The following is a 26073-nucleotide window of genomic DNA, read 5'->3' as shown; positions in this document are numbered from 1 at the left end:
TGAACATCGGGAATTTGTCGACGAGCAGAAAGGCAAAGGTTCTGCCGACCTTGAGGGCTTGGGCCATGTGCTCTTTTAGCGAGATTCCCTGTTAGAGCAAATCGATCAGAAGCGCGGCGGCACCTTCCCAACCGAGCGGTAAGCAGCGACGAGGGTGTTGGCCATCAGCATGGCGATCGTCATCGGGCCGACACCGCCGGGAACCGGCGTGATGGCCGCAGCGACAGTCGCAGCATCGGCAAAGTCGACATCGCCGACTAGACGCGTTTTGCCTTCGCCCTTCTCAGGGGCCGGAATTCGATTGATGCCGACATCGATGACGGTTGCCCCGGGTTTCACCCATTCCGCCTTGACCATCTGCGGCCTGCCTACAGCGGCGACGAGAATATCGGCATTGCGGCAGATATCCGCGAGGTCCTTTGTCTTGCTGTGTGCGATCGTAACAGTGGCGTTGTGAGCAAGGAGAAGGTTGAACATCGGCTTGCCGACGATGTTCGAGCGGCCGATGACCACGGCATTGAGTCCGGAAAGGTCGCGGCCCAAAATGCGCTCGATCAACAGCATCGAGCCCGCCGGAGTGCATGGCACGAAGGCGGTGTCGATTTCGCCGGTGCCGAGCTTGCCAACATTGATGAAGTGGAAACCATCCACATCCTTGTCCGGCGAGATCGTCTGGATGATGCGGCCGGAATCGATGTGTTTCGGCAGCGGCAATTGAACCAGAATGCCGTGGATGGACGGATCCGCATTGAGGTTCTCGACCAGCGCGACCAGTTCTTCCTCGCTGGTATCTTCCGCCAACGTATGCTGGACGGATTTAAAGCCGCACTCACAGGCTTTCTTTCCCTTCGAGGCCACATAAACCTGGCTTGCGGGGTCTTCACCGACGATGACGACGGCAATGCCGGGCGTGATCCCAGTGTTTTCTATCAGTTCGGCGGACGACGCCTTGACCTTCGAAACCACGTCCTCGGCAATCTCCTTGCCATTGATCGTCACTGCCATGTGCTGCTCCCGGACATCGAAACTGGTGGATTGGCCACCATAGTGTTGATTTTGCGGCCGAATAATACCGTCAAAGCGGCGTTCGCTGACGCAATAGCGAAAGCGGTCAGGAACAGCAATGCGATGATGTGCCCCAGAGGCTCTTCAGGCCTCCAATCGTGGCTTGGCGACCGCGCCAAATCCATGCATGATCACAGAATCTCTGCCGAATCTGGAATTTTCGATGCGCTATTCAGCTTTCAGCCTGCTCAAGAATGCTCTTAACGGCAACAAGGACTGGAAGCCGGCCTGGCGCAAACCCGATCCCAAACCTTCCTACGATGTGGTCATCATCGGTGGCGGCCATGGCCTTGCGACCGCCTACTACCTCGCCAAGGAGCATGGCATCCGCAATATTGCGGTCGTCGAAAAGGGCTGGCTGGGCTCCGGCAATATTGGGCGCAACACAACCGCCATTCGTTCAAACTACCTGTTGACCGAGAACCAGCACTTCTACGAAGCTTCGATGAAGCTTTGGGAAACGCTATCCCAGGACCTCAACTACAATGTGATGTTTTCACAGCGCGGCGTCGTCAATCTCGCGCATACGTTGCCGCAGCTCGACGTTTATGCGCGGCGCGGCAACCAGATGCGCCTCAACGGTATCGATTGCGAACTGATGAACCCGCAGCAGATCAAGAAGCTTATCCCAGGTCTCGACATCAGCAACACCGCGCGATTCCCGATTCTCGGGGGGCTGATGCAGCGCAGCGCCGGCACGGCGCGCCATGACGCTGTCGTCTGGGGTTACGCCCGCGCGGCCGACCAGCTCGGGGTGGATATCATCGAAAACTGCGAGGTGACGAGCTTCCTCAAGGACGGCGATACAGTCACCGGCGTCATGACGACGCGAGGCACGATCAAGGCCAGCAAGGTCGGCTGTGCTGTCGCCGGTCATACCAGCGAACTCATGCGCCGCGCTGGCGTCGACCGCCTTCCGCTCGAATCCCATGTTTTGCAGGCCTTTGTTTCCGAGGCGCTGAAACCAGTCGTTGACACTGTCGCAACCTTTGGCGGCGGCCATCTCTATTTCAGCCAGTCGGACAAGGGAGGCCTCGTCTTTGGCGGCGATATTGACGGCTACAATTCCTATGCGCAGCGCGGCAACCTGCCTGTAGTCGAAGACGTGATGAGTGAGTTTGTCGCGGTCATACCTGCACTCGCGCGCGTCAAGCTCTTGCGCTCGTGGGGCGGCATCATGGACATGACCATGGACGGATCGCCCATCATCACGACAGGTCCGCTGCCCGGTATGTATTTGAATACCGGCTGGTGCTATGGTGGGTTCAAGGCAACACCGATCTCCGGCAAATGCTTTGCCTGGACGATCGCCAAGAATGAGCCGCACCCGCTTTCCGCCCCGTTCACGCTTGACCGGTTCTATCGAGGCTATGTCATCGACGACAAGGGTCAGGGGCCCACCCCGCGACTGCACTAGGGTGCTCGACAGTCGATAGAACTGCGCAAGTCGATCGATCAACCTCTTGCTGGCCAATCTCCCAGAATTGTGATCCCAAACTTCGGCGCGGCTGACGTAAGTCGTTCGATATCAGCAGGATTGGGCGGCCCGACCACCTCTCCCTTCTGCAGCTCATGGCCAGCTTCAGCGAGAAACTGCTCGAACAGGCTCGGCGTACCTACCAGTAGATAGCGAGAGGGTTGGCCGCCCCGATTCATGAGTTGGTCCGGAATGCCGCGTTTCAAAAAGATGCTCTCTCCGGCGGAAAGCGTTCGGGCATTGCCATCCACAACAGCGGTCAATTGCCCTTCGACAACGTAGACCGTTTCATCGTCATTTGCATGAACGTGGATTGGCGTCTTGGTATGCCCGTCGCTCCGGTTTTCGAAGAGACAGAAACAGCCGTCCGTCTGTTCGCCTGATACCAGCCGCTTCATGACGACGCCTGCGAGCACAAACTCCTTGGGATGAATATCAGTCATCGATTCTGACCTCCATTTCCTCTCCCAAGCTTGAATCGTAAGCCGGCATGCCGGGAAATCCAACTTCCGGAAACCGTCCCTTTTATCCGGCGGCGCGGCGATTCAGCGCCTCGCGGATCTCCGCAATGTCTTCCAAAATAGCTTCGATATTGGAATTGTGGTCCATCGGCGGCTTGACAAGGGTCGCTTCATCGAGCGTCATCGTCCGGTCCTTGACTCGCCGAATTGCTGCACCGAGCCGCGATTGCGTGTCAACAGAAGGCGACGTTGAATCGGTATCGGAAGCGTTCCCGCCTCCGGGCGTTGGAGTAGGATCAACCGGTCCGTTCGTCACGGTTGAACCTTTGCGCTTCCGGACCTGAGAAGCCTCGAAAATCCCTAGTATCAAGGCAATGCCCAAGGCGATGCCAATCGGCAGGATGATCCCCTTGTCGACACTAAAAAGCGTGCCGATGATTACCACGGCAACGATGAGCCACCGCAACGGCCGGATGTTCATTTTCACATCGGCTGTAGGGCCTGATTGTGCGGGCAATGCATCCACTGGTTCAGCCAACACATGTTCCGGCAAAGACGGATTTTCCGTTTCGCCGGTAATCAGTTGTGCGGGGTCGTCACTCGTTGACACAGCGGCTTCTGGCAGCAGCTGACGAGTATCGCGCACCGCTCCGATGCGCTCCTCCTCGTCTACACGCCGGTTGAGCTCGGCCTTGATCGCCGCCATATCAGCCCGCATGCGGTCAACGGCCTCCTGCTCGGCTTCCTCCGGCGTAAGACTGCGGGCCGTCTCCGGCCAAGACCGCTGCAGGTTTTCGCTTGCGGCCGCAAGTCGCAGTGCGCGCATGCGATGGTAGCGTTCGAGTTCGCTTTCGTCACGCAGAGACGTGGTGGTTCCTCCTGCCGGCCCGTCCGGCCGGCCGGCAAACGAGAGCAGCGACCGTGGTCGCTTTTTTGTCTCGTTCTCACGATTACTCATCTGCAACACCCAACTCCAAAACTGCCGCAACTCATGTCAGGACTGTTCAATGGGCGACGGTTAATTCAATCTAAAGTCACGTAAAAAATAAATGGTTAATTGAGCCCTCCGCGGCTTTCCATCGTCCGGCGCCGATCGGTGGTTGACCCGAAGCGCCGGAGAGGATCAAAGTGCCGCAAAAATCAGGGAGAATGAAATGGCTGACAATGTGGTTCTGGTCGGGTGCGGCAATATGGGTTTTGCCATGCTCAAGGGCTGGCTCGATGCTGGCGTATTGAAGCCAGGCCAGGTGCACGTCGTCGAACCCACCGACGCACTGCGCGAACGCGCAGCAGGATTGGGGGTGCAGGCCGTTGCCAATGCCAGCCGCCTCGAAACCGACTATGCGCCGCGTGTGATCCTGATTGCGGTAAAGCCACAGGTCATGGGGGACGTGCTTCCGGCCTATGAGCGTTTCGCTGAAAAAGCCACCTTTGTCAGTGTTGCTGCGGGGATCACCGTTGAATTTTTCGAAAAGCATCTTGGCAAGGATGCCGCCATCATCCGTACCATTCCCAATACGCCGGCGGCGATCGGCAAGGGGATGATCGTCACCTACCGCAACGCCAATGTGGGCGACGAGGATGCACGTTTCGTCAATACGCTGCTCAAGACGAGCGGCGCTGTCGCTTCGGTCGCCGACGAGAGGCTGATCGACGCGGTGACGGCGGTTTCAGGCTCGGGCCCGGCATATGTGTTTCATTTCATCGAATGTCTGACCGAGGCCGCCGTCGCGGCCGGGATCGAACGCAGCACGGCGGAATTGTTGGCTATGCAGACAGTCTACGGCGCGGGCGCCCTTGCCGCTTCGAGCAAGGACACGCCGACGACGCTGCGCGAACAGGTAACGAGCCCGAACGGCACGACGGCGGCAGCACTCAAGGTGCTCATGGGTGAGAACCGCTTGCAAAACCTTCTGACGGAGGCCGTGGATGCGGCGCACCAGCGCGCCATCGAACTTGGCAAAGTTTGAGCTTTCACCACCGCGAGGGTTGCTCTAGCCTGCATGCATGAATGTGCATTCGTCCCCTGATGTTGCCGTGGTGGCCGCGCCTCAACGCGCGTACGGTGCCGCGCGACTCATCGTCAAACCCCTAAATGGCCGCACGCGCATCGCCTCGCTCTACCAGGAGGGGTGTGCCAAGATTCGCCTTCCCGACCGCGACGATAACGGGCTGGAAGCGGTAATGATAAACACCTCGGGCGGCCTGACCGGCGGCGACAGGATGCACTGGCAATTCGACGTTACAGATGGCTGCAGCGCGCAAGTAACCACACAGGCTTGCGAGCGCATTTATCGTGCGTCCGCGGACATCGCCGATGTCGAGACGACGCTTCGCGTCGGCGAACAAGCATCGCTCGCGTGGTTGCCACAGGAAACCATTCTCTTCGAGAGATCGGCCTTGCACCGCACCTTGAACGTCAATCTTGCCGGGACAAGTCGCGCCCTGATCATCGAGCCTATTGTTTTCGGGCGCAAGGCGATGGGCGAAGACGTAGAGACCGCAACATTCCACGATCGCTGGCGTATCCGGCGCGAGGGCAAGCTCGTTCATGCGGAAGACTTCCGACTTGGACCCGATGCCGGATCGATACTCCGCCGGCCGGCGCTGCTTGGCGGCGCTCGGGCGATGGTGACAATCCTGTTGCTCGATAGCAATGCGGAACGTCACCTCGCTGCCTGCCGAAAAATAATTGGGGCGAAAGGCGGTGCCTCCTTCTGGTCTGGCAAGCTTCTTGCGAGGCTTATCGACGGCGACGCATATTGCCTGCGTAAGCGGCTGGTGCCGCTGATTGAACTGCTGAACGAAGAGGCAGGGCTGCCTAAAGTCTGGTCAATCTAGACTTTAAACGAAAGTACGACGTCTAGGGGAAACGATGAATCTCACTCCACGCGAAAAAGACAAGCTTCTCATTTCCATGGCGGCTATGGTCGCCCGCCGCCGGCTCGAGCGCGGCGTCAAGCTCAATCACCCGGAAGCCATTGCCTTGATTAGCGATTTTGTCGTTGAAGGCGCAAGGGATGGACGGTCTGTCGCCGATCTCATGGAGGCGGGCGCGCATGTGATAACGCGCGATCAGGTCATGGAAGGCATTGCCGAGATGATCCACGACATTCAGGTCGAAGCGACGTTCCCGGATGGCACCAAGCTCGTCACCGTTCACGAACCAATCCGCTAGGAGCCGAAAAATGATCCCTGGAGAAGTTATCCCGGCCAAGGGCGACATCGAACTCAATGCTGGCGCGGGCACGGTTACCCTAAAGGTCGCCAATACCGGCGACCGCCCCATTCAGGTCGGCTCGCACTATCATTTCTTCGAGACAAATTCGGCGCTCGCCTTCGAGCGTGACAAGGCCCGCGGCATGCGGCTCGATATTGCGGCCGGGACCGCCGTCCGGTTCGAGCCGGGGCAGGAACGCGACGTAACGCTCGTGCCGCTCGGCGGGAACCGGACTGTCTACGGGTTTCAGCAGAAGATCATGGGTAAGCTTTGAGAATTCCGCTCGATTTTTCCACGCAGAAAAGCGACCGGAAGATCCCCGATCGCAACGTGCTTGCCAAATTGATGTGTGGATTTCGGACGTCAGCTCGGCTTCTTGGTGACCAGTGTCAACAGACCCTTGGAATCGAGACTTGCGATGACAACGGCCGCCGAGGTCAAACCCTTTTCCTTGAGCGCAGCGGAGACCTGGGGCGACTTGTCGATAGAGGTCCGCAACTTCTGCACATCGGCGTCACTGCGCTTGGCAATGGCGTCGTTGACTTGATTCTTCGTCCCTTCCGGCAGTTCATTGATATCGACAATATTGATCGTGGTAATCGCCGTCGCGCCGGACTTCGCGGGCGCTTCGGTCTTGCTGGCCGGCTGCTCGGCCGACTGAGCCTGCGGTGCGGCGGACTGCGCGTAGGCAACCGAGGTCGCCAGCGGGAATGCCGCACACAGCGTCAGGACTATCATCTTTCGCATCGTTTTTCCTTTCATGCGATTGGCGAACGATCATCTACTGATGACGGGCGCACTTCACATGCGGAATTCGATCTGAAGCGGTCAGCAATCGGGTTTTGTCGAGGCAATACCGCGGCAAGAATGTGTCGCGTTTATTCGGCAACATCGCAGTCAACTCATCCGAGAGGGAATGTTCATGCCCGCTAAAATCAGCCGTTCCGCCTATGCCCGCATGTTCGGCCCGACCACCGGCGACCATGTGCGCCTCGCCGATACCGAGCTTTTCATCGAAGTTGAGAGGGACTTCACCGTTTATGGCGAAGAGGTGAAGTTCGGCGGCGGCAAGGTCATTCGTGACGGCATGGGCCAAAGCCAGATCGCGCGTGCGGACGGCGCGGTTGATACGGTCATCACCAACGCCCTCATCGTCGATCATACCGGTATCTACAAGGCCGATGTCGGGCTCAAGGATGGGCTGATTGCGTCGATTGGCAAGGCAGGCAATCCCGACACGCAGGCGGGCGTGTCCATCATCATCGGGCCGGGTACGGAGATCATCGCCGGCGAAGGCAAGATCCTGACCGCCGGGGGCATGGATGCGCATATCCATTTCATCTGCCCGCAGCAGATCGAGGAAGCACTGATGTCTGGCGTAACCACCATGTTCGGCGGCGGTACCGGCCCTGCACATGGAACGCTCGCTACAACCTGTACGCCGGGGCCATGGCACCTGGCGCGCATGATCCAGTCCTTCGACAACATTCCCATGAATATCGGCCTTTCCGGCAAGGGCAATGCCTCGCAGCCGAAAGCGCTCGAGGAAATGATCCTCGGCGGCGCCTGCTCGCTCAAACTGCACGAGGATTGGGGAACAACCCCGGCCGCGATCGACAATTGCCTCACTGTTGCCGATCAGTACGACGTTCAGGTGATGATCCATACCGACACGCTGAACGAAAGCGGCTTTGTCGAGGATACGGTCAACGCCTTCAAGGGGCGCACGATTCATGCCTTTCATACTGAAGGCGCGGGCGGCGGCCACGCACCCGACATCATAAAAATCTGCGGGCTTGCCAACGTTATTCCCTCGTCGACCAATCCGACGCGGCCTTATACGAAGAATACGATCGCCGAGCATCTCGACATGCTGATGGTCTGTCACCACCTGTCCGCGTCAATTCCTGAAGACGTCGCCTTTGCCGAAAGCCGCATTCGCAAGGAAACAATCGCCGCGGAAGATATCCTGCACGACATTGGTGCATTCTCGATCATATCCTCCGACAGCCAGGCGATGGGCCGCGTCGGCGAAGTGCTGATCCGCACTTGGCAGACTGCCGACAAGATGAAGCGCCAGCGCGGAAGCCTGCCGCAGGAAACGGGCGATAACGACAATTTCCGGGTAAAGCGCTACATCGCGAAATACACGATCAACCCCGCCATCGCGCAGGGGATTTCCCGCCATGTTGGGTCAATCGAAACCGGAAAACGCGCCGACCTCGTCTTGTGGAACCCTGCCTTCTTCGGCATCAAGCCCGACCTGGTGCTGCTTGGCGGCACGATTGCGGCTGCGCCGATGGGCGATCCAAATGCATCGATCCCCACACCGCAACCGGTGCATTACCGCTACATGTTCGGCGCCTATGGCAGGAACGTCAGCAATTCGTCAGTCACGTTCGTGAGCAAGGCTGCTGCAGAAGCCGGTCTGCGTCAGGCACTTGGCGTCGACAAGCAGCTCGTCGGCGTCGAGAATACCAGAGGCGGCATTTCCAAGGCGTCGATGATACACAATGATGCTACGCCGCATGTAGAGGTCGACCCCGAAACCTATGAAGTGCGGGCAGACGGCGAATTGCTGACCTGCGAACCGGCAACTTTACTGCCTATGGCGCAGCGCTACTTCCTGTTTTGATGGTGGAGTTCATGAAAGAACACTTCCGGCGCCTCGCCCACTACAACAAATGGGCCAACGTGCGTATTTACGACGCTGCGGCGGCACTCGACAGGGAAGACTATTATGCCGACCGGCGGGCATTCTTCCGATCCGTGCATGGAACTTTGAACCACATTCTCGCAATCGATAAATTGTGGTTCGGGCGCTTTACCGGCAACGCCTATGTTCCACCCAGCCTCGATGTCATCATTCACGATAGTCTCACGGATTTGCGGGGAGCCCGCGACACGTTCGATGACCACATCATCGACGTTGTTGGCGCTATGGACGATAACCTCATAAGCGGCGTGTTCCGGTGGACGACGATGGAGGGGGAGCCCTATGCATCAACGCTCGACCGCTGCTTGACTCAAATCTTCAACCACCAGACGCATCATCGGGGCCAGGTGCATACATTGCTCAGCCAATTGACCGGGCACGCACCGCCACTCGACTTCTTTTTGTGCATGAATGACGATTTCAACGAGAAAGACCATATGGAATGAAGCGGGTTACCGATCACGATCATGCCGGGCACTATCAGGGTGCGCCATTTGACAGCGTCATTCTCGCCCATGACGAACGGCATCTGCGCCGCAAGGTGCTTACGCTGCAGAAGGGTGAGCAGATCCTCGTCGATCTACCTGAAGCAATTGCTTTCGGCCATGGCGACGTCCTAGTGCTCGAAGACGGGCGGATGGCTGAAATCATCGCCGCGGACGAGCATCTGTATGAGGTCCTGCCGCGCGACCGCCAGCATCTGGCCGAGCTCGCCTGGCATCTCGGCAATCGCCACTTACCGGCACAGCTCGAAGAGGGCCGTATCGTCATTCTGCGCGACCACGTCATCAAGGCGATGCTGGAGGGGCTAGGAGCGAAGGTGAACGAGATCGTCGCGCCCTTTCACCCGCTCCGCGGCGCCTATCACGGCGGGCATGGCCATGGTCATGGCCACGATTGACTCTACCCCCCTCCGCCCTGCCGGACATCTCCCCCACAAGGGGGGAGATCAGATAACTGATATCTTGCACTATTCCTGGGGTGTAGGTGATTTGCATCGACCCAGCCGCAGGCTGATCTCCCCCCTTGTGGGGGAGATGGGCGGCGGCCCAGAGGGGGGTGCCGCCAGTATCCGTAGGGGTCGAATGTGGTAAACACCGCTCACCTCATCCGCCTTATGACCTGGCTGTCGCCGGCTTTCCCGGTCGGGGCATTTTCCTACAGTCATGGCATCGAGCGGGCCATTCATGATGGCCTCGTCCGTGACAGGGCGACGCTTGCAGACTGGCTGGTAGACCTCATGCACCATGGCTCGGTATGGAACGATGCCGTTCTGTTCGCTGCGGCGTTTCGAGAGCCCGTGGCCGGCGAGGACGTTGCCGCGCTTGGCCGCGCCATGGCAGGCTCCAGCGAACGCTATATGGAAACGATGCTGCAAGGCAGCGCATTCGCACAGGCTGCTAGCCACTGGACCGGCGGCCGAATCTACGCCGGCGATGACCTGCCCTACCCTGTCGCGGTCGCGAAGGTCGCCGCCGAGAACGGCATCGAGCTCGAAACCGCGCTTGCCGCCTATCTTCATGCCGTCATGTCGAACCTCATCCAGGGTGCCGTTCGACTGGTGCCGCTCGGGCAAAGCCAAGGGGTCGCATTGATGGCCGCTCTGGAAGCCTCAATCCTTGAAATAACGGCAAGCGGATCACATTCCAGTCTCGACGATCTCGGTTCATCCGCGATCATGTCCGAGATCATGGCCATGCAACACGAAACACAATATTCGAGGGTCTTTCGCTCATGATATCCCAAAACGGACCATTGCGCGTCGGCATCGGTGGACCAGTCGGCTCGGGCAAGACCACTGTCACCGAAATGCTGTGCAAGGCGTTGCGCGGCAAATATTCGGTCGCGGTCGTTACCAATGATATCTACACGAAAGAGGATGCGCTGATCCTCAACCGCCTGCAGGCTCTGCCTGAGGATCGGATCATGGGCGTTGAAACCGGAGGTTGTCCGCACACGGCCATCCGCGAGGATGCCACGATCAATCTTCAGGCCATCGCCGAGATGAATAGGCGGCATCCGGATCTCGACATCGTTTTCATCGAGTCGGGCGGTGACAATCTGGCGGCGACATTCTCTCCAGACCTCGCCGACCTTACCATCTACGTTATCTCGGTCTGCCAGGGTGAAAAGATACCGCGCAAAGGAGGTCCGGGCATCACAAGGTCCGACCTCCTGATCATCAACAAGAAGGACTTAGCGCCCTATGTCGGCGCCGATCTAGAGGTTATGGATGCGGACACGAAGGCGCAGCGCGGCAGCAAGCCCTATGTCTTTACGGATATGCTGCGCCGGTACGGGCTCGACGCGGTCATCGCCTTCATCGAAGCTGCTGGTGGCCTACGCCAGGCGGCTTAATGCGTCGTTTGGCTGGATCATCGCGTCAGCAAGGATTTCATAAGACCGAATACGCGCCTTGTGATCGAAGATCTGTCCGGTGACCATAACCTCGTCGGCGCCCGTACGCTGGATGAATTCCTCGACACCCGCCTTCACCGTCGCACACGAACCGACGACGCTGCACGACAGCGCCTGGCGAAGGATCGCCCTTGCATGCAGGTCGAGCGTGTCCTCGTAGTTTTCGACCGGAGGCGGCAGCGGGCCGGGTTTGCCGGTGCGTAGATTGACGAACGCCTGTTGTTGCGAACTCTGCAACAACTTTGCCTCCGCGTCCGTTTCGGCGGCAAAGACATTGAGGCCAAGCATCACGTAGGGCTGATCGATATGTCCAGAAGGCTCAAACCGGGCGCGGTAGATTTCGATGGCGCGCTCCATCTCGGCCGGCGCAAAATGCGATGCGAAGGCGTATGGAAGCCCGAGCGCAGCGGCAAGCTGCGCCCCGAACAGGCTTGATCCCAATATCCAGACGGGCACGTTCGTGCCTGCTCCGGGAACGGCAATGACGCGCTGCCCGGGTTCCGAATCGCGCAAGTAGCCCATCAATTCAACCACGTCCTGCGGAAAGCCGTTGATGTCCTGGTCGAGATTGCGGCGCAGCGCCTGAGCAGTGACCTGATCGGTGCCCGGGGCGCGGCCAACGCCGAGATCGATGCGGCCCGGATGCAGGGAGGCGAGCGTGCCGAAGGCCTCGGCCACGATCAACGGGGCATGATTGGGCAACATGATGCCGCCGGCGCCAACGCGGATCGTCGACGTGCCGGCGGCTATGTGTGCGATCACCACCGCGGTCGCTGCGCTGGCGATGCCGCGCATGCTGTGATGCTCGGCAAGCCACAAGCGATTGTAGCCCAGCCGTTCCGCGTTCTGCGCAAGGTCAAGCGAATTGCGAAGTGATTGCCCGGCATTGCTGCCTTCGGCAATCGGCGAGAGGTCGAGGACGGATATGGGGGTCATTGGCTTCATATAGGCGCGCACTTACCGTGCGCAATGCGCACCCGGCCATTTCGTGATTCACAAAAATTGAAGCTTTATTGAATTGGAGGTCGGCGGACCGAGCGGGGCAATCAGTGCTAGAACGGACGGGAATGGAGGCGCAGTTCCGGCCCCTTGAGCGCACGGGTTTCCTGTGACAACTGCTCGTCGGCTTCGCGAATGGCGGTTTCGATGAAATAGGCGATCATCTCAAAGCCTTCATCGTCTGCCATGGCGCAGAGTTTCGAAAGTTCGCCTTTCAGTTCTTCAAGTTTCTTTGCTCTCTTCGTCATGCTGTCCTATCCGTCCGTGAACCGCATTCGTCTCTTCACATTAACACGCGGGCAATAGCCACGCGAGCAACACCATGTGCAAGACGTTCTGCAATGCTTCCGCAGAATTTCCCAGTCATAGTTAATCGTGCTTGCTGATTCCGACAAGACTTATCGTCAAGAATAGTCGAAATTCGTATTGAAAAGACCCCTTAGACCCTCAAATAATTGTGACAAATTGTAATAGTAATATACAATTCTATTAAACTTTTACATTACGTCGCACAAATCACTGAAAAGCTTGTATTATTGCGTCAGCCCTTATTACAGCCGCGTCAAAAGTGCGAGAGTTGCACTTTGGCCCTTCCGCAGATTTCCTGTGATTTAGTTTTCACGGCTTGGTCGATGATTCCCGACGCGAGATCGGATACTATCTCGACAGCGATGTCCTCTGGAAGTCCGGTCTCTTTCATGCCAGCGCGCATGGCGGTCTCACTGGCTTCACTCGTGCCGCATATATAGGCACGCGCCTCAAGATAGGCCGCACGTTCGAGCTGCTTATTGTTGACTTCATCACCTTCCCCACCCTCGACGGCTGGTGCTTCGACCTGGCTTTTCAAACTAAAGGCCTGTACGGGGGCGTAAGCCGCAGCTGAAATCATCAGCCCTGCAGCGAGTACGGGAATACATGACTTGTAGAATCGCATTGCCCTGCCCCTTTCGACCACGTTTGAAGGCTGGTGACGCGCACCATTTCCTCGTTCATGGATTATTAACGGATTGGGGACTGGTTCCGTTCCAAATACATAGTCAACGCTCCGTGATAAGCGCGTGACCGCGTTCTCGACGCGAGAAAAATGCTGCAATGCACCAAATGCAATGCTGCCATGCAATATTGTGTATATTAAATCAGGTCATTTGAGTTATTCTCAGATCAGGAATTTTCGACGGCGTCACCTCCTCCCGGCTCCGTCGAAACGGATGGTCTCTTCTCCTCCCAGAAGGCCCTCCATAACCAACGAAACCCACCGCACCTCCTCCCGCGGTGGGTTTTGTTGTTTCAGCACCCCGCAAAAGCAACATCTTGACAGATCGACACTAAAAAACGCTGCCTCGCGACAGTCGCAAGGCAGCGTGCGCTAGACGTCCTGTGGGTGCGGGTTTACTGCGTGGCGGCAGGCTTCGCCGCCTTTGCTGCACCGGTAGCGTTTGCCGCCGCTTCCTTTGACGGCGTCGCCCGCGTCGTCAGGGATTTCGGTGGCGGCACGTAGTAGGTGTCCTTTGCCGGCGACGAGCTTGAAGCAGACGCGCCGCCCTTCGTTCCAGTGGTGCAGCCCGCAGCGACGAGAAGGCTTAGGGCGACGACGGACAGTGCTACTCGCATTCGATATTCCTTTGCGTGAGTGCGCCATGCGGTGACGCTGGAGAATCGCTTCCCCGTTGACCATTCAATCGTGGCGATACCGCGTCAAGGCATCAGCGAATAAGAAGGGCCCGAAGATCATTGACATTTGTTCCCGTCGGGCCCGGCGCGAAAAGGTCGTCAGTTGCTTCGAATGCAGTCCAGGCATCATTGCTATTGAGGTAAGCCGACGCATCGCGTCCCTTGGCAAGGAGCCGCGCAATAGTTGTGCTGTCGGCGAAGGCACCGGCATTGTCCTCAGATCCGTCGATACCGTCGGTATCGGCAGCAAAGGCGCTGATGCCATCGGCACCATCGATATCGATCGCGAGTGACAGCAGAAATTCGCTATTGCGCCCGCCCTTGCCCTTGCCGCGTACTGTTACCGTCGTCTCGCCGCCAGAAAGGATGACGACCGGCTTCTTGAACGGCTGGTCCTTGGCAAGAACCTGCTTGGCTATTGCCGCATGGACATGGGCCACTTCACGCGCTTCACCTTCGATAGCGTCGGAAAGAATTACGGCTTCGACATCCATGTCCCTCGCCACTTTGGCCGCCGCTTCGAGAGAGACGGCAGCCGAGGCGATTACATGATGCTCATTTCCTGCGAAAATATCGTCTGATGGTTTCGGCGCATCGGCTTTTTCGGAATTGAGATGTTCAAGTGCCGCCTCGGGCAGATCAAGGTTGTAGCGTTCGACGATCCGCAGCGCGTCTTCCCGCGTTGTTTCATCAGTTACTGTCGGACCGGAGGCGACAAATGCCGGATTGTCGCCTGGAATGTCCGACACGATGAGCGAGAATACGCGCGCAGGGTGCGCTGCGGCGGCAAGGCGTCCACCCTTGATTGTAGAAAGGTGCTTGCGTACCGCGTTCATCGCCGAAATCGGTGCGCCGGAGGCGAGCAGAACCTTGTTGACGGCAATCTCGTCGTCAAGTGTCATGCCTTCGGGCGGCGAAGGAAGCAGCGCCGATCCGCCACCGGAGATCAGGGCAACCACGAGATCGTCCGCAGTCAAACCAGAGACGATTTCAAGCAGGCGCTTCGAGGCCACGAGCCCGGCTGCATCGGGAACCGGATGCGATGCTTCGATGATTTCGATGTCCTTGCAAGGCGCGCCGAAGCCATAGCGAGTGACGACGACGCCCTCGAGCGGACCGTCCCACACTTTCTCAAAGGCGCTGGCCATTTGGGCCGAACCTTTGCCAGCGCCGATGACGATGGTCCTGCCTTTGGGCTTCGGCGGAAGATGCGCGGCAATCGTCCGCTCGGGATCAGCGGCATCAACTGCGGCCCGAAAAAGCTTTATGAAGAATTCCTTGTCCTGCATCTTTTCAAACTTCCAGATCAAAAACCAAAACGCCGTCAACACCTTCCACGGCGGCAGCAACGATGCGCCCCGCGATGGCCTGGTGTTCAGGATGTACGAGATAGTGGTCGCGCGCCGCCGCGTCGGCAAAATCCAAGATGAACCCCTCGGAATAGCCTTTGTCCATGCCGGATTCGGGACTGACATTGGTTCCACAAGAGATCGTAAGGGCGCCGGGCAGCTTGGCGCAGAGTGCTTCCAGGTCGCGATAGATGGATTGGCGTTCTGGCACCGCGACATCGTCGCGAAAGCGAAGAAAAACACAATGACGGATCAAGACCGGAATCCTTTCTCGCATGGAACACTGATTGGACGAAGCGTCCGGCTGCGCATCCTGAACAGATTGCCGGAAATTGCGAGCGCTATTTCCGTCCGCGCCAAAATAACACCGGCGGATGAACCGACTACACCGCTTTCGATAGAAGCTGTTCCACCGAGAGAGCCATAGCGAGCAACCGCCGATCAGCACCGTGCCGGGCAATGAGCATCAATCCGCCGGGCAAGGTCATTTCGGGCATCGGCATGCTGATCGACGTGAGATCGAATTGATTTGCAACCTGTGTATTGCGCAGCAGCAGTCCTTCGACCTCTTTGTAATATGCATCGTTCGTCTCGACCGCCTCGATGGGCGGCGCTGCGATCGGACATGTCGGCACCGCAAAGAAATCATAGGCGCCAATCCGCTGGTCCATGGCTTCGACGAGCAAGCGGCGGCGCTGCATGAGGCCGATATAGTCGGCTTCAGTGACGCTGAGACGTCGAAGCAAGGGCCACCGAACACGTTGATCGACATCAAGTGTCTCCTCATGCAGCCAATCCGCATGGATGCGGCTGCCCTCGATCCCGGCAATTGAGCCGACGGACGTTGCCTCAGCCATCGCGTTGATAAGATCATCGATCGCGCAATCGGTAATGACTGCACCTGCGGCCTCGCACTTTGCAAGGCTCCTTTCGAACGCCTCTGCAATCGCTTTCTCGGTTGAATTGAACAACTGCCCCCTCGGTGTACCGATCCGCAGCCCCCTCAATGGCATCGGCTCGGGCGCGACCGGCGATTCATCTGCCATCACGGCATCCGCGATTGCGCAGTCGGACACCGAGCGTGCTAGCGGCCCGAGCGAGTCCAGACTGGGTGAAAGCGGAAAGGCACCCTGCAGCGGGACGCGCCTTGCCGTTGGCTTGAAGCCGACCACACCATTCAGCGCCGCGGGAATGCGGATCGAACCGCCCGTATCCGAACCGATGGCGATTTCGCTCGTGCCTTCGGCTACGGAAATGCCAGCTCCCGTCGAAGACCCGCCCGCCACCCGCTGCCGATCGAATGCGTTTCCGGCGACAGGATAATGCGGGTTCAGTCCGACCGCAGTGAACGCAAACTCGGTCATGACCGTCTTGCCGACGATTATTGCGCCCGCCTTGCGCAACCGTTCGACGACAACGGCATCGGCCGTAACGGGCGAAGCGGTTCGGCGAATTATCGAACCGGCGAGGGTCGGCTCTCCGGCAATGTCGATCAGATCCTTGATCGAAACGACGCGCCCATCAAGCGGCCCAAGGGAGGCACCCGCGGCCGCGCGCCGGTCAGCCGCATCCGCGTCCCGCCGCGCAGCATCTGCATAAACCTTGACAAATACGCGCTCATCGTCCCGGCGGCTATCAAGTTGCGCGAGTATTTTTTCGAGCCTAGCCCGCGCAGGTGGTACCAATGAATGCATGATTTATCCGCTGAAGTTGTTTGTTTCGAGATATAGCTGCAAGCGATCCTATTTTGGAAGGTTGAATTGCAACCAACGGAAAACATTCAATTGCTGTTATGCATCGTAGGCAATGCTGCTCTGCAACATTGGCGATTTTCATACGGACCCGCGCGACGCATATTGCGCTTCAGGGAGGCCAATGAATCAAAGGGGTATGAATATGAGCCTTCGCAACCGCATCCTTCAGTATCGCCAGTATCGCCAGAACCTCGAGGAACTCAGCCGCTGCACCGATCGCAACCTTGCTGATCTCGGCATTGCACGCGCCGACATCCGCCGCGTCGCCTGGCAGGCCGCGCTGTAATCAACACGGCAAACATGTTTGATTGGCGTTCGCGACTTCGGTCGCGAGCGCCAAAAGCATTTCTGGACTATCGCAAGAGCCTCGCAACGATCACACCGGCGATAATCCCGGCGCTCTTGACCAGGAAGTTTGCGAAGTCTGGATGCCGACCCGGGATGAAGTGCTGTGCATATTCAAACAGGCCGCACGCAAGTAGGATCAGTGCCGCAACCGCAACGGGTTGTTTGGGATAGGTGAGGCTGAACATTCCCCCAACGACGACAAAAGCGCCGAAACGCTCGACGTCGGGACCAAACGGGGTGACTGGGCGCAAACTGATTGGTCCCAACGTCGCCACGACGATGAGAGCCAGCAAGATCCACGCGATGATATGATGTCTCGCAGGGATACCGGCGAGCCCCTCGGAAAGCCTACGCCAGTTCATCTCGTCATACCCTATACGCTTGATTGCTCGAACGTTCGCACGCTTCGCATGCGGACCAAATACAGCGCAAGGCAATTTTGCTTGATCAATACTCCCTGAAAGCCCGCGACATGCTGTCGATCACCGGCTTGGCCAGATATTCGAAGAATGTGCGCTCATGTGTCTGGATCAGGATATCGGCCGGCATGCCAGGTGTGGGCGTAAAACCGTGTACCCGCGCGAGTTCGTCCGCCGGGATGCTGACGCGGGCGAGGTAGACTTCCTGATGCTGATTGGCGTCCGTCATCGAATCCGCCGATACGTAATCGACGCGGCCATTGATAATGGGCGTCGTTCGCTGGTTGAGAGCGCTGAGCCGCACATGGGCAACCTGCCCTTCCTTGACTTCATCGATCTGCATGCGCGGAATTTGCGCCTCGATGATAAGTGGAACGCCGGCGGGCAGAATCTCGACGATCGGCTTGCCGGTCTCGATGACACCGCCGGGCGTGTGGTAGTAGAGCCGTATGATTGTGCCCGCCACCGGCGCCTTCACCACGGTCCGATCAAGGATATTCTCGGCCTGACGCGATTGTTCGCGCACCGTGTCAAGTTCAGCCTCGGCGCTCTGGATCTCATCGAGGGCTGCCTGCTTCTCAGTATCTTTTGTCTGGATCATTTCCTTCTGGAACTTTTCGATCTGAGCGTTGACTTCCTCGATCTCTGCATCAAGCCGCGCGATCGTGCCCTCGCCATCGGCGATGGCGCGCTCGAGCACGTTGACTTCTGAGCGGGCCATCAGCCCTTGCCGGAAGAGAGAGTCCTTCGCCGCATATTCATCTTTCAACAATGCCACCTGCTTCTTCGTGGAAACGATCTGGGCGTCGCGCCCGATGCGGCGAAATTTGAGCGCCGAGATATTCCGCTGCATCATCTGATATTCGTTGGCATATTTTGCGTGCGCGGCGTTAAAGTTGTCGCTCTGGCTATCGTTGACCGCTCGAATCTCCGGGTTGGCAATATTATCGAGAATGATTTTTGGCGGCTGATAGCGGTCCTCGCCGCGCACGATCGCGTGCAGTCGGGCGAGAATTGCCTCAAGGCGGGCCTGGCGCAGGTATAGCTGCTGCACATTGGCTCGCGGCGCGGTCTCATCGAGGTTAAGCAGGTCGTCGCCTTCCTTCACCCGGTCGCCTTCGCGGATCAGCAGATCCTTAATGATACCGCCTTCAAGATGCTGGACGATCTTGTTCTTGCCAGTGGCCACGAAGGTGCCGGGAGCGATGACCGCGGCAGCAAGCGGCGCCGTGGCCGCCCAGGTGCCGAAACCGCCGAAACACACAATGATGACGAGGATGCCAAACCTGGTGTAGGGCCTGATGGAGCGCGGAACGCCATCATACCATTCGAGATTGTTCACGACATTCGTGGCCATCTGCTACCCCACCTATTCAGCCGCTTCGATGCTCGGCATGGTGCCGGCTTCTTTGTTCTTGCGCGCAATCGCTTCAAGGACGGTCGCGCGCGAACCGAACATCGTGACCGTACCGTTGCTGAGCACCATGATCTTATCGACGCAACTGAGGAGCGCCGGCCGCTGCGTGATCGTCACGACGGTAATCTTGTGCTTCTTGGCATGAGATAACGCCCTGGTGAGCGCGGCGTCCCCTTGGGAGTCAAGATTGGAATTGGGCTCGTCAAGAACGACGAGCGTCGGACTGCCGAAGAAAGCTCGCGCAAGCGCTATGCGCTGTTTCTGCCCACCGGAGAGTGGTGCGCCATCGCCCGCCACGACGGTTTCATACCCCTGCGGGAAGCTCGCGATCAATTCGTGCACATCGGCAAGCACCGCAGCGTCATAGATCGCCTCATCGGAGACGTCCTCGCGCATGCGGGCGATATTGGCTTTGATCGTACCAGGGAAGAGCTGCACATCCTGTGGCAGATACCCGATGTTCTCGCCGAACTGCCGCTGGTCCCAGTTGCGCAGGTCCATCAAGTCAAGCCGAACGCTACCAGAGGTTGGCAGGATCGATCCGACCAGCATCTTGCCAAGCGTCGTTTTCCCCGCACCGGAATTGCCGATGATCGCCAGGGACTCGCCGGGCATCAGGGTGAAGGAAATACCATTGAGAATGACCTTCTTGTTGGGCGGCGGCACGTAAAGGATGCGATCGACATCGAGCCTGCCCTCCGGCGTCGGCAGGCGCAGCCGCTCGAAGTTGAGCGGCGAGGTCTGCAGCAGGTTCTTGATGCGGCCAAAGGCTGAGCGAAACTGGATGAAACTGTTCCAACCCTCGATAGCTCCCTCGATCGGTGCGAGAGCGCGACCGGCGATGATCGAGGCGGCAATCACCATGCCGCCGGTCATCTGACCGTCAATGGCAAGGTGAGCGCCCCAGCCGAGCATTGTCACCTGGGTGAGCAGGCGCGAGCATTTTGAGATCGTCGCAAAGACGATGTTGCGATCCTGCGCCTTTACTTGCGCGCGCAATGACCCGGCCATGTCGCGGCCCCAGATGCGGACGGCTTCGGGGATCATGGCAAGGGCGTTGATGATCTGCGAATTGCGCGACATCGAATCGAGGTGCAGCATGGCGCGGCTCTGATAGTTGGTTGCCTCGGCAAAGGAGGTAGCCGTTGCGCGCTGGTTTATGAAGGCAATACCGATCAGGATAAGCGATGACACAACCACGATATAGCCAAGGTGCGGATGCACAAAAAAGACCGCAACCAGGAAGATCGGCGCAATTGGCGCGTCGAAGAACGAAAGTAGCGTTCCCGAAGTCAAAAATGCCCGTAGTTGCTGCAGATCCCCGAGCACCTGATAGTCCTTGCCATTGCTGTTCAACGAGGCGCGCGCTGCCGCGCTGAGGATCGGGGCGCCGAGCTGCACTGCAACCTCGACCGCCGTACGCATCAGGATAAAGCGGCGAATGGCATCAAGAACCACCTGAATCACCACTGCGCCGACGATCACAACGGACAACATGATCAGCGTATCAGTCGAGCGGCTTGTCAAAACGCGGTCAGATATCTGGAAAAGATAGATCGGAATGGCCAGAACCAGGATGTTCAGGAACAGGGTGAAACCCATAACGATGATGAGATTCTTCCGGACCGCGCTGACACCGTTGTTGAAACTGTCGCTGAAGCTGACGGCTGCAACCCGCTTGTGGAAGCTGCCAGCAGCGCCGCTATTGACGTCGCGCTTCATAATGGGCCCGCGATCACCCTCAATGACCTTCCCGACTTCGCTCGCCTGCGAACTCGCTGCGGCCGATGCAGCCGCCGGTTCGCTAACCTCTATGGCCGCCTTATCGAGCGGCACATCATCAACAACCGTTGCAATGGGCATTTCCTCGACAGCCGTCTCCTTTACGGGGGGCATCTCGACGGGGGATTCCGCCCCCGGTTCACGCCGGTAGAGTTTCAGGATCGTCTCTTCCATCTCGGCCAGAAGGCTATCGAATCGTTTCTGCTCATTCCCACGCTCTGCCTGTCGCGCACTCTCCATGGCGACCCGCAAATTTGCCTGCTCCTCATGTTTCATTTATTTCGCGCCCCCTGGCGCACGTCTTCTTGTTCTTAAGAGAGGACCGTTTGCATAACATCAACCGAGTGGGTGGTGTCCGGCATATGAATGGGTGTCGAATGGTCGGTGGGAGCCGACGAATCCGCGTCGTGGTCGAGGAACGCCACGACCTCGTTGGCCAGAGGCTGACCCTGGCCCGGCCCTGCGCTTGGCGGCTGCGATCCAATGATTTCCGCCTGGATCAGTATAGCGTCGGAATAGAGGGCACCGCCGACATAGGCGACGCCGTCGCCATGGGTATCATGGTCGACGATCGCCGCGATGTTGATCAGCGCATTGGAGCCGGTGCTAATATCCCAGGTGGTGTTTGAGGTTGCGGCCAGAAGCGTATCCTCATAGTGCGCGACATAGTCGGAATCGCCGAGAATGTTGACCTGCTCCACATAGTTGAGATCGTAGACGCTTCCGGAAATGTAGAGCGCCCGCAGCCCTTCGATTCCATGAAAATTCTGGTCGCTGCCGAAGCCTTCGGGCATCTTGTAATTGCCATTGGCAAGCCCGGTCAGCGCCTCCTGGTAATGTTGGGGAAGGCCGGCAACCCAATTGGTAGCGTCACCGCTTTGGATGCTTGCAGCGTTCCACAATAGGTTGTCACTGGTTGAAAGCTTGCCGCTATAAGCGCCGGCTGCCCCGCCTGTGGTCAGGGTGTCGTTGTCGAACAACACATTCGTCTGGAAGATGAAATTGCCATCATAGTAGTGGCCACCGATCATGACGAGATCGTACGTATTGCAAAGTTCAGCGAAGGTCGCGGTATTCATCGCCATGTTCGCGCCAGTGGTGATGGTCGTATAAGAACCGGTCGCGTTGAGGACATGCATGTCATTGTCAGAGATGAAACTGTATTGGGATATCCAGTTCATCTGCAGGAGATCGCCATTGATGATGGTGACCTGCCAGTTCTGCGGGAAGTGCGTCGGGTCGCCGGACGACGACGCCGCTCCCCCCGCATTGTCGGCCTGATGGACGAAATTGGCGATGTTCATGGCGTTGGTGGACGGCTGGCACAGCGCTTGCTGTCCTGAGAAGCCGTTCTCGAATGTATCGCTGTCGCTGTAGGCATTAATCTGCACGATCGCATCGATGCGATAATGATTTCCCGCCACCGCAAAATGGCCGCTGATGGCGTCGAGACTGGTCAGGACCACTTCGTTGACCATGAGGTTGGCGCCTGCCTGGACCGTTACTGATCCGGCGAAACCGGAGCCTTCGGTCAATATCGACTGGCTTGATACGACGGTCGGTTGCGTGGCGCTATGGTCGGTCGTCTTGATAAATTCGGGAAGGGATTCACTGATCCCCGGCGCGCTCGTGACCTGCTGACCATTTATGAAGAGCCCATTGATCACTGGCCCGGCGACGACCGTCACGCCGGGTGTCGTCGCAAGTGGCCCAGTCGCCGCCGCGTGAATGACACCCAACTGGTCGTTGAAGAATTGCGCCATCTCCGCCCCGGAACCCGGGACAGCCGACGATGTGAAGGGTTCGGAGATGGAGAACGCCTGCGACGACAGATGGGCGAAGCCTGCGTCGTCGGTGAAATCGAGGTTCGTCGGCATCTTATTGCCCATGATCACGACATCATTGTCCTGCATGTGATTGGTCTGCTTCAGAACCATTGATGTGTCGGAAGCACCGGAGCCAAAATATGGGCCCTCTTCCACTACCCCGTGCGCGACATCGGAACCCGACCCGTGCGGATTTGTTACGGAATGCGGCAGCCTGTGCATGCCAATATTGATTTCGTCGAGGTTGACATCGACCCAAGGCATGGACGGTAGGCCAACGGGTGACCAGGGCGTCGGCGTGTAATTCACGCTTGCCTCGGAGGACGCCGGACCTATTTGTTGGGTCGGGTGCGTGTCGATTGCGAGAATGTCTTTGAAATGTGGATCGGATTCGGGCGTTGGCTTGAATTCGCGGTATTCTATCCGCGCTCTCGCGGCTTCGATGGATGTGTGAAAATAACCTACGAAATGCGCAATTGACTCGGAAATCTGATCACCGAAACCCAGCATTTGCAGTCCCCGCCACAGTTAACGGCAACTGCCTTTTCGACAAAGAGGTCTGCGCAAATCCTGCGCAGACCAATGTCAGGCAATTTGCCTGCGTGTTACCGTTACTCGCTGTCACCACTGATGGTGGTATGCGTGTAGGTTCCATTGATGACGGTAGCGTCAAATGCGTTTTGCTGCAGGTTAGCGCCTAGAACGATATCCTGCGTGAACGCTGTTGATGTCAGGTTGGCTGCAGCACTTGCTGCACTGGAACCAGCCACATCGTCGCCGGCGTGTGCGCCGCCGCCATGGTTGCCAAACCAGCTGTCCCAACCGTCTGCACCACTTCCGATTCCGTCGCCCGCCGTAGCAGCGCCCCCGGTTGCATCCAGCGTTACGCTGCCCGAGTTGTCTTGGCTGACATGAGAGAGCTGGTCGTTGTCGACGAGATCGGCCACCTGATTAATGGCGAATCCGGTGTTTGTGCCCGCACCGTTGAACGCGCCATTAAAGATATCCGAAAAGTGAACATCGTTGCCTGGATCGAAGTTGATACTGCCCGAGTCGGTTATGAACATGTTGTCGAAGTTGGTGTGGCTTAGATCGAGATCTGCAAAGTCATTGTCAGTAGGCAGATACCCATCAAGGTTCACACCGACATCCACATGCACGGACGTATCCGACGTGTTGGCGTTGGTGTTTGAGTTGTGGTTGTCACTTTCATTCAGGTTGGCATTAAGATTACCATTGGCGTTAAGATTACCATTGGCGTTCAGATTGCCATTGCCATTGAGGTTTCCATTGCCGTTTAGGTTACCGTTGCCATTCCAGTTCGAATTGTCCGAACTGGAATGTTGATCCTGGCTTTGGCCTTGCCCCTGTCCTTGAACCTCCAGCTGCCCCTGGGCTTGTCCCTGCAACTGTAAGGCCAGTGCAGCGGCCACGGCGGATGCATCGGCATCTGCAGTCGCTGAGGGGTCGCCACCCGGATGGAAATTGTAGTTGTTGTTCTTACTGTTACTCATAAAAAGCCCTCCGATGTTTTGTTTTCGGAGCTAGCAAGAACCTCTATGCATTTCCAACGAGGTTATTATGCGAGCTCGCATTGGTCTTTTATTTAACAGACGTCGGTTATTATGATAACAAACCAGCGTGTTTCTGGATTGCTAATTGCCAATGGTATAAATTTTGTTTTTTACACGAGAGTTTTACATGCGCTTTCCCCACACACAAACGTCGCGCAAGCCTAATGATGGTAGTCCCAAAGTCACGTGACGTTAAGCTACCAATTCTGTTTAGGATTGGGATTATGATTTCTGGTGGCGCCGGTAGCCGGCAAGTACATTAAAAAGTGCAATCTTTTCAGCAGCGTTGCGCCGCGGCATTTCAGCGGCAGAATGGGTGATGGATTAGAGCGTCCAGAGGATCTTAGTCCCTATAGTCGAGGCATCGGTCGGATCACTAACCCGCCAGCCGGCGCGTCTCCGGCTAGACACAGCAAACTATTGAGTTTTCACCCGTCACGGCCGTGTCACGCACGATTTATTAATCCTTCCTTAATCAACAGGGATAGTTGAGGCGTAGGGAGCATAACGACACTAAATAAACCGAACTCACCCGAATAAAAAAACAATAAGAGCAAACAAATCCGGAGGGAAAATACTTCCCTCATTAAAAGGGCGTAGGGGATAATTATGAACGGAACAATATCGCATACCAAATCGGATCATGTACACCATGGTGCGAAGAACGACGATGGATCTAAATTCAGAAGCGGCATCTTCATCTATGCTGAGGCTGGTGTGGTCTTCCAGGGACTGGTTCAATCGCTGGAACGTACCTTTCCCGATCTAAACGTCCGCCTGTCGAGCAAGCTGAACGAAACAAACGAATCCGATGAGAATACGGGTCTCGTTCTGGTTCATGCCGGCTTTGCCTTCGATCTCGCCGACTGCGTCGAACACTGCAAACATCGCTTCCCGCATGCTTCGATCACATTGATGATCGACGAAAACAGCGCCGGCATTCATGAATACAACGCGCTGTTCGATAGCAAACAGGTACAGGGTTTGCTTCCTTTCAGCCTGAAGCTCGACATCTGGCTCGCCGTCGTATGGCTGCTGCTTAACGGCGGCGAATACTACCCGTCCACCATCGTTCGCTTGATGGAGAAGACGGCGCCTGCCAAGTCACATGGTCTTAACGGTCAGGCAAAGGGTGCAACGGGACCAATGAAGTCCTTGACCATTCGCGAGCATCAGATCCTGGAACTGCTATCCGAGGGACTGCAAAACAAGATCATCGCGGATCGGCTTGCCCTGTCGGAACACACGGTGAAGGTGCACGTGCACAATCTCATCCGCAAGCTGCGCGTCCACAATCGGACTCAGGCCGCTGCGGTGTACCGGGACAGCATCGATCAGGAGGAGCTCAGGCCCCCTTTTAAAGGGTATAGTGCGCCCCTGCATCCGCAGAGCACATATGTAATGAGCCAGGCCATCTGACCCGACTCCGAGGCAAGGCAAATGTCCCGCATCAACGATGTACTGATGCTGGTGGGCAAACTGAACTATACGTGGACGAACACCGAAAGCCTGTTCATCTACCTGATTGCCCACCTGCTGGACACGAACAAGGAAGCTGCGACTGTCATCTTCCTGAC

General features: G+C 57.5%; 28 protein-coding genes. 12 read left to right on the top strand and 16 right to left on the bottom strand.

Translation table 11 applies throughout. The features are described from left to right. Window positions 1-105: 105 nt before the first annotated feature. A complete protein-coding gene (gene folD / locus AAAB35_RS02885) occupies window positions 106-1005 on the bottom strand; it encodes a bifunctional methylenetetrahydrofolate dehydrogenase/methenyltetrahydrofolate cyclohydrolase FolD (protein ID WP_340666729.1) in 900 nt (299 codons plus the stop codon). A 223-nt stretch (window positions 1006-1228) separates the two neighbouring features. Between folD and AAAB35_RS02880 the strand changes: the two genes are divergently transcribed. Beyond that, a complete protein-coding gene (locus tag AAAB35_RS02880) occupies window positions 1229-2482 on the top strand; it encodes a sarcosine oxidase subunit beta family protein (RefSeq protein ID WP_340666728.1) in 1254 nt (417 codons plus the stop codon). A 38-nt stretch (window positions 2483-2520) separates the two neighbouring features. Here AAAB35_RS02880 and AAAB35_RS02875 read toward each other — a convergent pair whose 3' ends face one another. Both AAAB35_RS02875 and AAAB35_RS02870 read right to left on the bottom strand, forming a co-directional pair. Then, window positions 2521-2985: a cupin domain-containing protein gene (locus AAAB35_RS02875; RefSeq protein ID WP_340666727.1), complete on the bottom strand. Its 465-nt coding sequence runs from the start codon at window positions 2983-2985 to the stop codon at window positions 2521-2523. Between the two features lie 82 nt (window positions 2986-3067). After that, complete coding sequence (locus tag AAAB35_RS02870; RefSeq protein ID WP_340666726.1) at window positions 3068-3709, bottom strand: hypothetical protein; 642 nt, start codon at window positions 3707-3709, stop codon at window positions 3068-3070. A 448-nt stretch (window positions 3710-4157) separates the two neighbouring features. Here AAAB35_RS02870 and proC point away from each other — a divergent pair, with 448 nt between their 5' ends. From proC to AAAB35_RS02850, 4 genes are read left to right on the top strand one after another with little or no spacing between them, the layout of a single operon-like run. After that, window positions 4158-4973: a pyrroline-5-carboxylate reductase gene (proC, locus tag AAAB35_RS02865; RefSeq protein ID WP_340666725.1), complete on the top strand. Its 816-nt coding sequence runs from the start codon at window positions 4158-4160 to the stop codon at window positions 4971-4973. A gap of 37 nt (window positions 4974-5010) precedes the next feature. Continuing rightward, window positions 5011-5844, top strand: a complete 834-nt coding sequence (locus AAAB35_RS02860; protein WP_340666724.1) for an urease accessory protein UreD — start codon at window positions 5011-5013, stop codon at window positions 5842-5844. 34 nt (window positions 5845-5878) lie between these two features. Beyond that, window positions 5879-6181, top strand: a complete 303-nt coding sequence (locus tag AAAB35_RS02855) for an urease subunit gamma (protein WP_340666723.1) — start codon at window positions 5879-5881, stop codon at window positions 6179-6181. A gap of 10 nt (window positions 6182-6191) precedes the next feature. Then, the gene (locus tag AAAB35_RS02850; RefSeq protein WP_340666722.1) at window positions 6192-6497 is read left to right on the top strand and encodes an urease subunit beta; all 306 of its coding nucleotides are present in this window, start codon (window positions 6192-6194) and stop codon (window positions 6495-6497) included. Window positions 6498-6586: 89 nt separating this feature from the next. Here the strand turns inward: AAAB35_RS02850 and AAAB35_RS02845 are convergent, their stop codons facing one another. Next, a complete protein-coding gene (locus AAAB35_RS02845) occupies window positions 6587-6970 on the bottom strand; it encodes a hypothetical protein (RefSeq protein WP_340666721.1) in 384 nt (127 codons plus the stop codon). Between the two features lie 175 nt (window positions 6971-7145). Here AAAB35_RS02845 and ureC point away from each other — a divergent pair, with 175 nt between their 5' ends. The 5 genes from ureC to ureG all read left to right on the top strand — a co-directional run bounded on the left by ureC (window position 7146) and on the right by ureG (window position 11297). Continuing rightward, window positions 7146-8858: an urease subunit alpha gene (gene ureC, locus AAAB35_RS02840; RefSeq protein ID WP_340666720.1), complete on the top strand. Its 1713-nt coding sequence runs from the start codon at window positions 7146-7148 to the stop codon at window positions 8856-8858. Window positions 8859-8869: 11 nt separating this feature from the next. Beyond that, the gene (locus tag AAAB35_RS02835) at window positions 8870-9385 is read left to right on the top strand and encodes a DinB family protein (RefSeq protein WP_340666719.1); all 516 of its coding nucleotides are present in this window, start codon (window positions 8870-8872) and stop codon (window positions 9383-9385) included. Beyond that, window positions 9382-9840 carry an urease accessory protein UreE gene (ureE, locus tag AAAB35_RS02830; protein ID WP_340666718.1) on the top strand — a complete coding sequence of 153 codons (459 nt, stop codon included), beginning with the start codon at window positions 9382-9384 and terminating at the stop codon, window positions 9838-9840. The genes AAAB35_RS02835 and ureE overlap by 4 nt, the downstream gene beginning before the upstream one ends. Before the next feature lie 216 nt (window positions 9841-10056). Next, window positions 10057-10677 carry an urease accessory protein UreF gene (locus AAAB35_RS02825; RefSeq protein ID WP_340666730.1) on the top strand — a complete coding sequence of 207 codons (621 nt, stop codon included), beginning with the start codon at window positions 10057-10059 and terminating at the stop codon, window positions 10675-10677. Beyond that, on the top strand, window positions 10674-11297 hold the full coding sequence (gene ureG / locus AAAB35_RS02820) for an urease accessory protein UreG (RefSeq protein ID WP_340666717.1): 624 nt from the start codon (window positions 10674-10676) through the stop codon (window positions 11295-11297). Before AAAB35_RS02825 ends, ureG begins: the two co-directional genes overlap by 4 nt. On the opposite strand, the gene AAAB35_RS02815 is transcribed toward ureG, so the two are convergent. The 7 genes from AAAB35_RS02815 to AAAB35_RS02785 form a co-directional block, all read right to left on the bottom strand. After that, window positions 11280-12293, bottom strand: a complete 1014-nt coding sequence (locus AAAB35_RS02815) for an LLM class flavin-dependent oxidoreductase (RefSeq protein ID WP_340666716.1) — start codon at window positions 12291-12293, stop codon at window positions 11280-11282. The genes ureG and AAAB35_RS02815 overlap by 18 nt on opposite strands. Window positions 12294-12409: 116 nt before the next feature. Next, window positions 12410-12604 (bottom strand): hypothetical protein, encoded by a 195-nt coding sequence (locus AAAB35_RS02810; protein ID WP_340666715.1) that lies wholly within the window; start codon window positions 12602-12604, stop codon window positions 12410-12412. Between the two features lie 314 nt (window positions 12605-12918). Beyond that, a complete protein-coding gene (locus AAAB35_RS02805; RefSeq protein WP_340666714.1) occupies window positions 12919-13290 on the bottom strand; it encodes a hypothetical protein in 372 nt (123 codons plus the stop codon). A gap of 455 nt (window positions 13291-13745) precedes the next feature. After that, window positions 13746-13967: a hypothetical protein gene (locus AAAB35_RS02800; RefSeq protein ID WP_340666713.1), complete on the bottom strand. Its 222-nt coding sequence runs from the start codon at window positions 13965-13967 to the stop codon at window positions 13746-13748. Window positions 13968-14059: 92 nt separating this feature from the next. Next, entirely contained in the window at window positions 14060-15316 is a 1257-nt protein-coding gene (locus AAAB35_RS02795) for a glycerate kinase (RefSeq protein ID WP_340666712.1), read from the bottom strand. 4 nt (window positions 15317-15320) lie between these two features. After that, window positions 15321-15632, bottom strand: coding sequence for a Dabb family protein (locus tag AAAB35_RS02790; RefSeq protein WP_340666711.1), 312 nt, complete (start codon window positions 15630-15632; stop codon window positions 15321-15323). Between the two features lie 127 nt (window positions 15633-15759). Continuing rightward, on the bottom strand, window positions 15760-17070 hold the full coding sequence (locus AAAB35_RS02785; protein ID WP_340666710.1) for an amidase: 1311 nt from the start codon (window positions 17068-17070) through the stop codon (window positions 15760-15762). 202 nt (window positions 17071-17272) lie between these two features. Between AAAB35_RS02785 and AAAB35_RS02780 the strand changes: the two genes are divergently transcribed. Then, window positions 17273-17416, top strand: a complete 144-nt coding sequence (locus tag AAAB35_RS02780; protein ID WP_340666709.1) for a DUF1127 domain-containing protein — start codon at window positions 17273-17275, stop codon at window positions 17414-17416. A gap of 67 nt (window positions 17417-17483) precedes the next feature. On the opposite strand, the gene AAAB35_RS02775 is transcribed toward AAAB35_RS02780, so the two are convergent. From AAAB35_RS02775 to AAAB35_RS02755, 5 genes are all read right to left on the bottom strand, one after another. Continuing rightward, window positions 17484-17840 carry a VanZ family protein gene (locus AAAB35_RS02775; RefSeq protein WP_340666708.1) on the bottom strand — a complete coding sequence of 119 codons (357 nt, stop codon included), beginning with the start codon at window positions 17838-17840 and terminating at the stop codon, window positions 17484-17486. An 85-nt stretch (window positions 17841-17925) separates the two neighbouring features. After that, the gene (locus AAAB35_RS02770) at window positions 17926-19254 is read right to left on the bottom strand and encodes an HlyD family type I secretion periplasmic adaptor subunit (protein WP_340666707.1); all 1329 of its coding nucleotides are present in this window, start codon (window positions 19252-19254) and stop codon (window positions 17926-17928) included. Window positions 19255-19266: 12 nt separating this feature from the next. Next, entirely contained in the window at window positions 19267-21372 is a 2106-nt protein-coding gene (locus tag AAAB35_RS02765) for a type I secretion system permease/ATPase (RefSeq protein WP_340666706.1), read from the bottom strand. A gap of 35 nt (window positions 21373-21407) precedes the next feature. Continuing rightward, complete coding sequence (locus tag AAAB35_RS02760) at window positions 21408-23432, bottom strand: hypothetical protein (protein WP_340666705.1); 2025 nt, start codon at window positions 23430-23432, stop codon at window positions 21408-21410. A gap of 101 nt (window positions 23433-23533) precedes the next feature. Then, complete coding sequence (locus AAAB35_RS02755) at window positions 23534-24436, bottom strand: hypothetical protein (RefSeq protein ID WP_340666704.1); 903 nt, start codon at window positions 24434-24436, stop codon at window positions 23534-23536. 669 nt (window positions 24437-25105) lie between these two features. Between AAAB35_RS02755 and AAAB35_RS02750 the strand changes: the two genes are divergently transcribed. Continuing rightward, complete coding sequence (locus tag AAAB35_RS02750) at window positions 25106-25915, top strand: response regulator transcription factor (RefSeq protein ID WP_340666703.1); 810 nt, start codon at window positions 25106-25108, stop codon at window positions 25913-25915. Window positions 25916-26073 lie beyond the last annotated feature (158 nt).

Source organism: Phyllobacterium sp., assembly GCF_037994425.1.
In the GTDB taxonomy this organism is placed as follows: Bacteria; Pseudomonadota; Alphaproteobacteria; order Rhizobiales; family Rhizobiaceae; genus Phyllobacterium.
The sequence above is the reverse complement of the archived record's forward strand: the minus strand, read 5'-3'. Positions and strand labels throughout refer to the sequence as shown.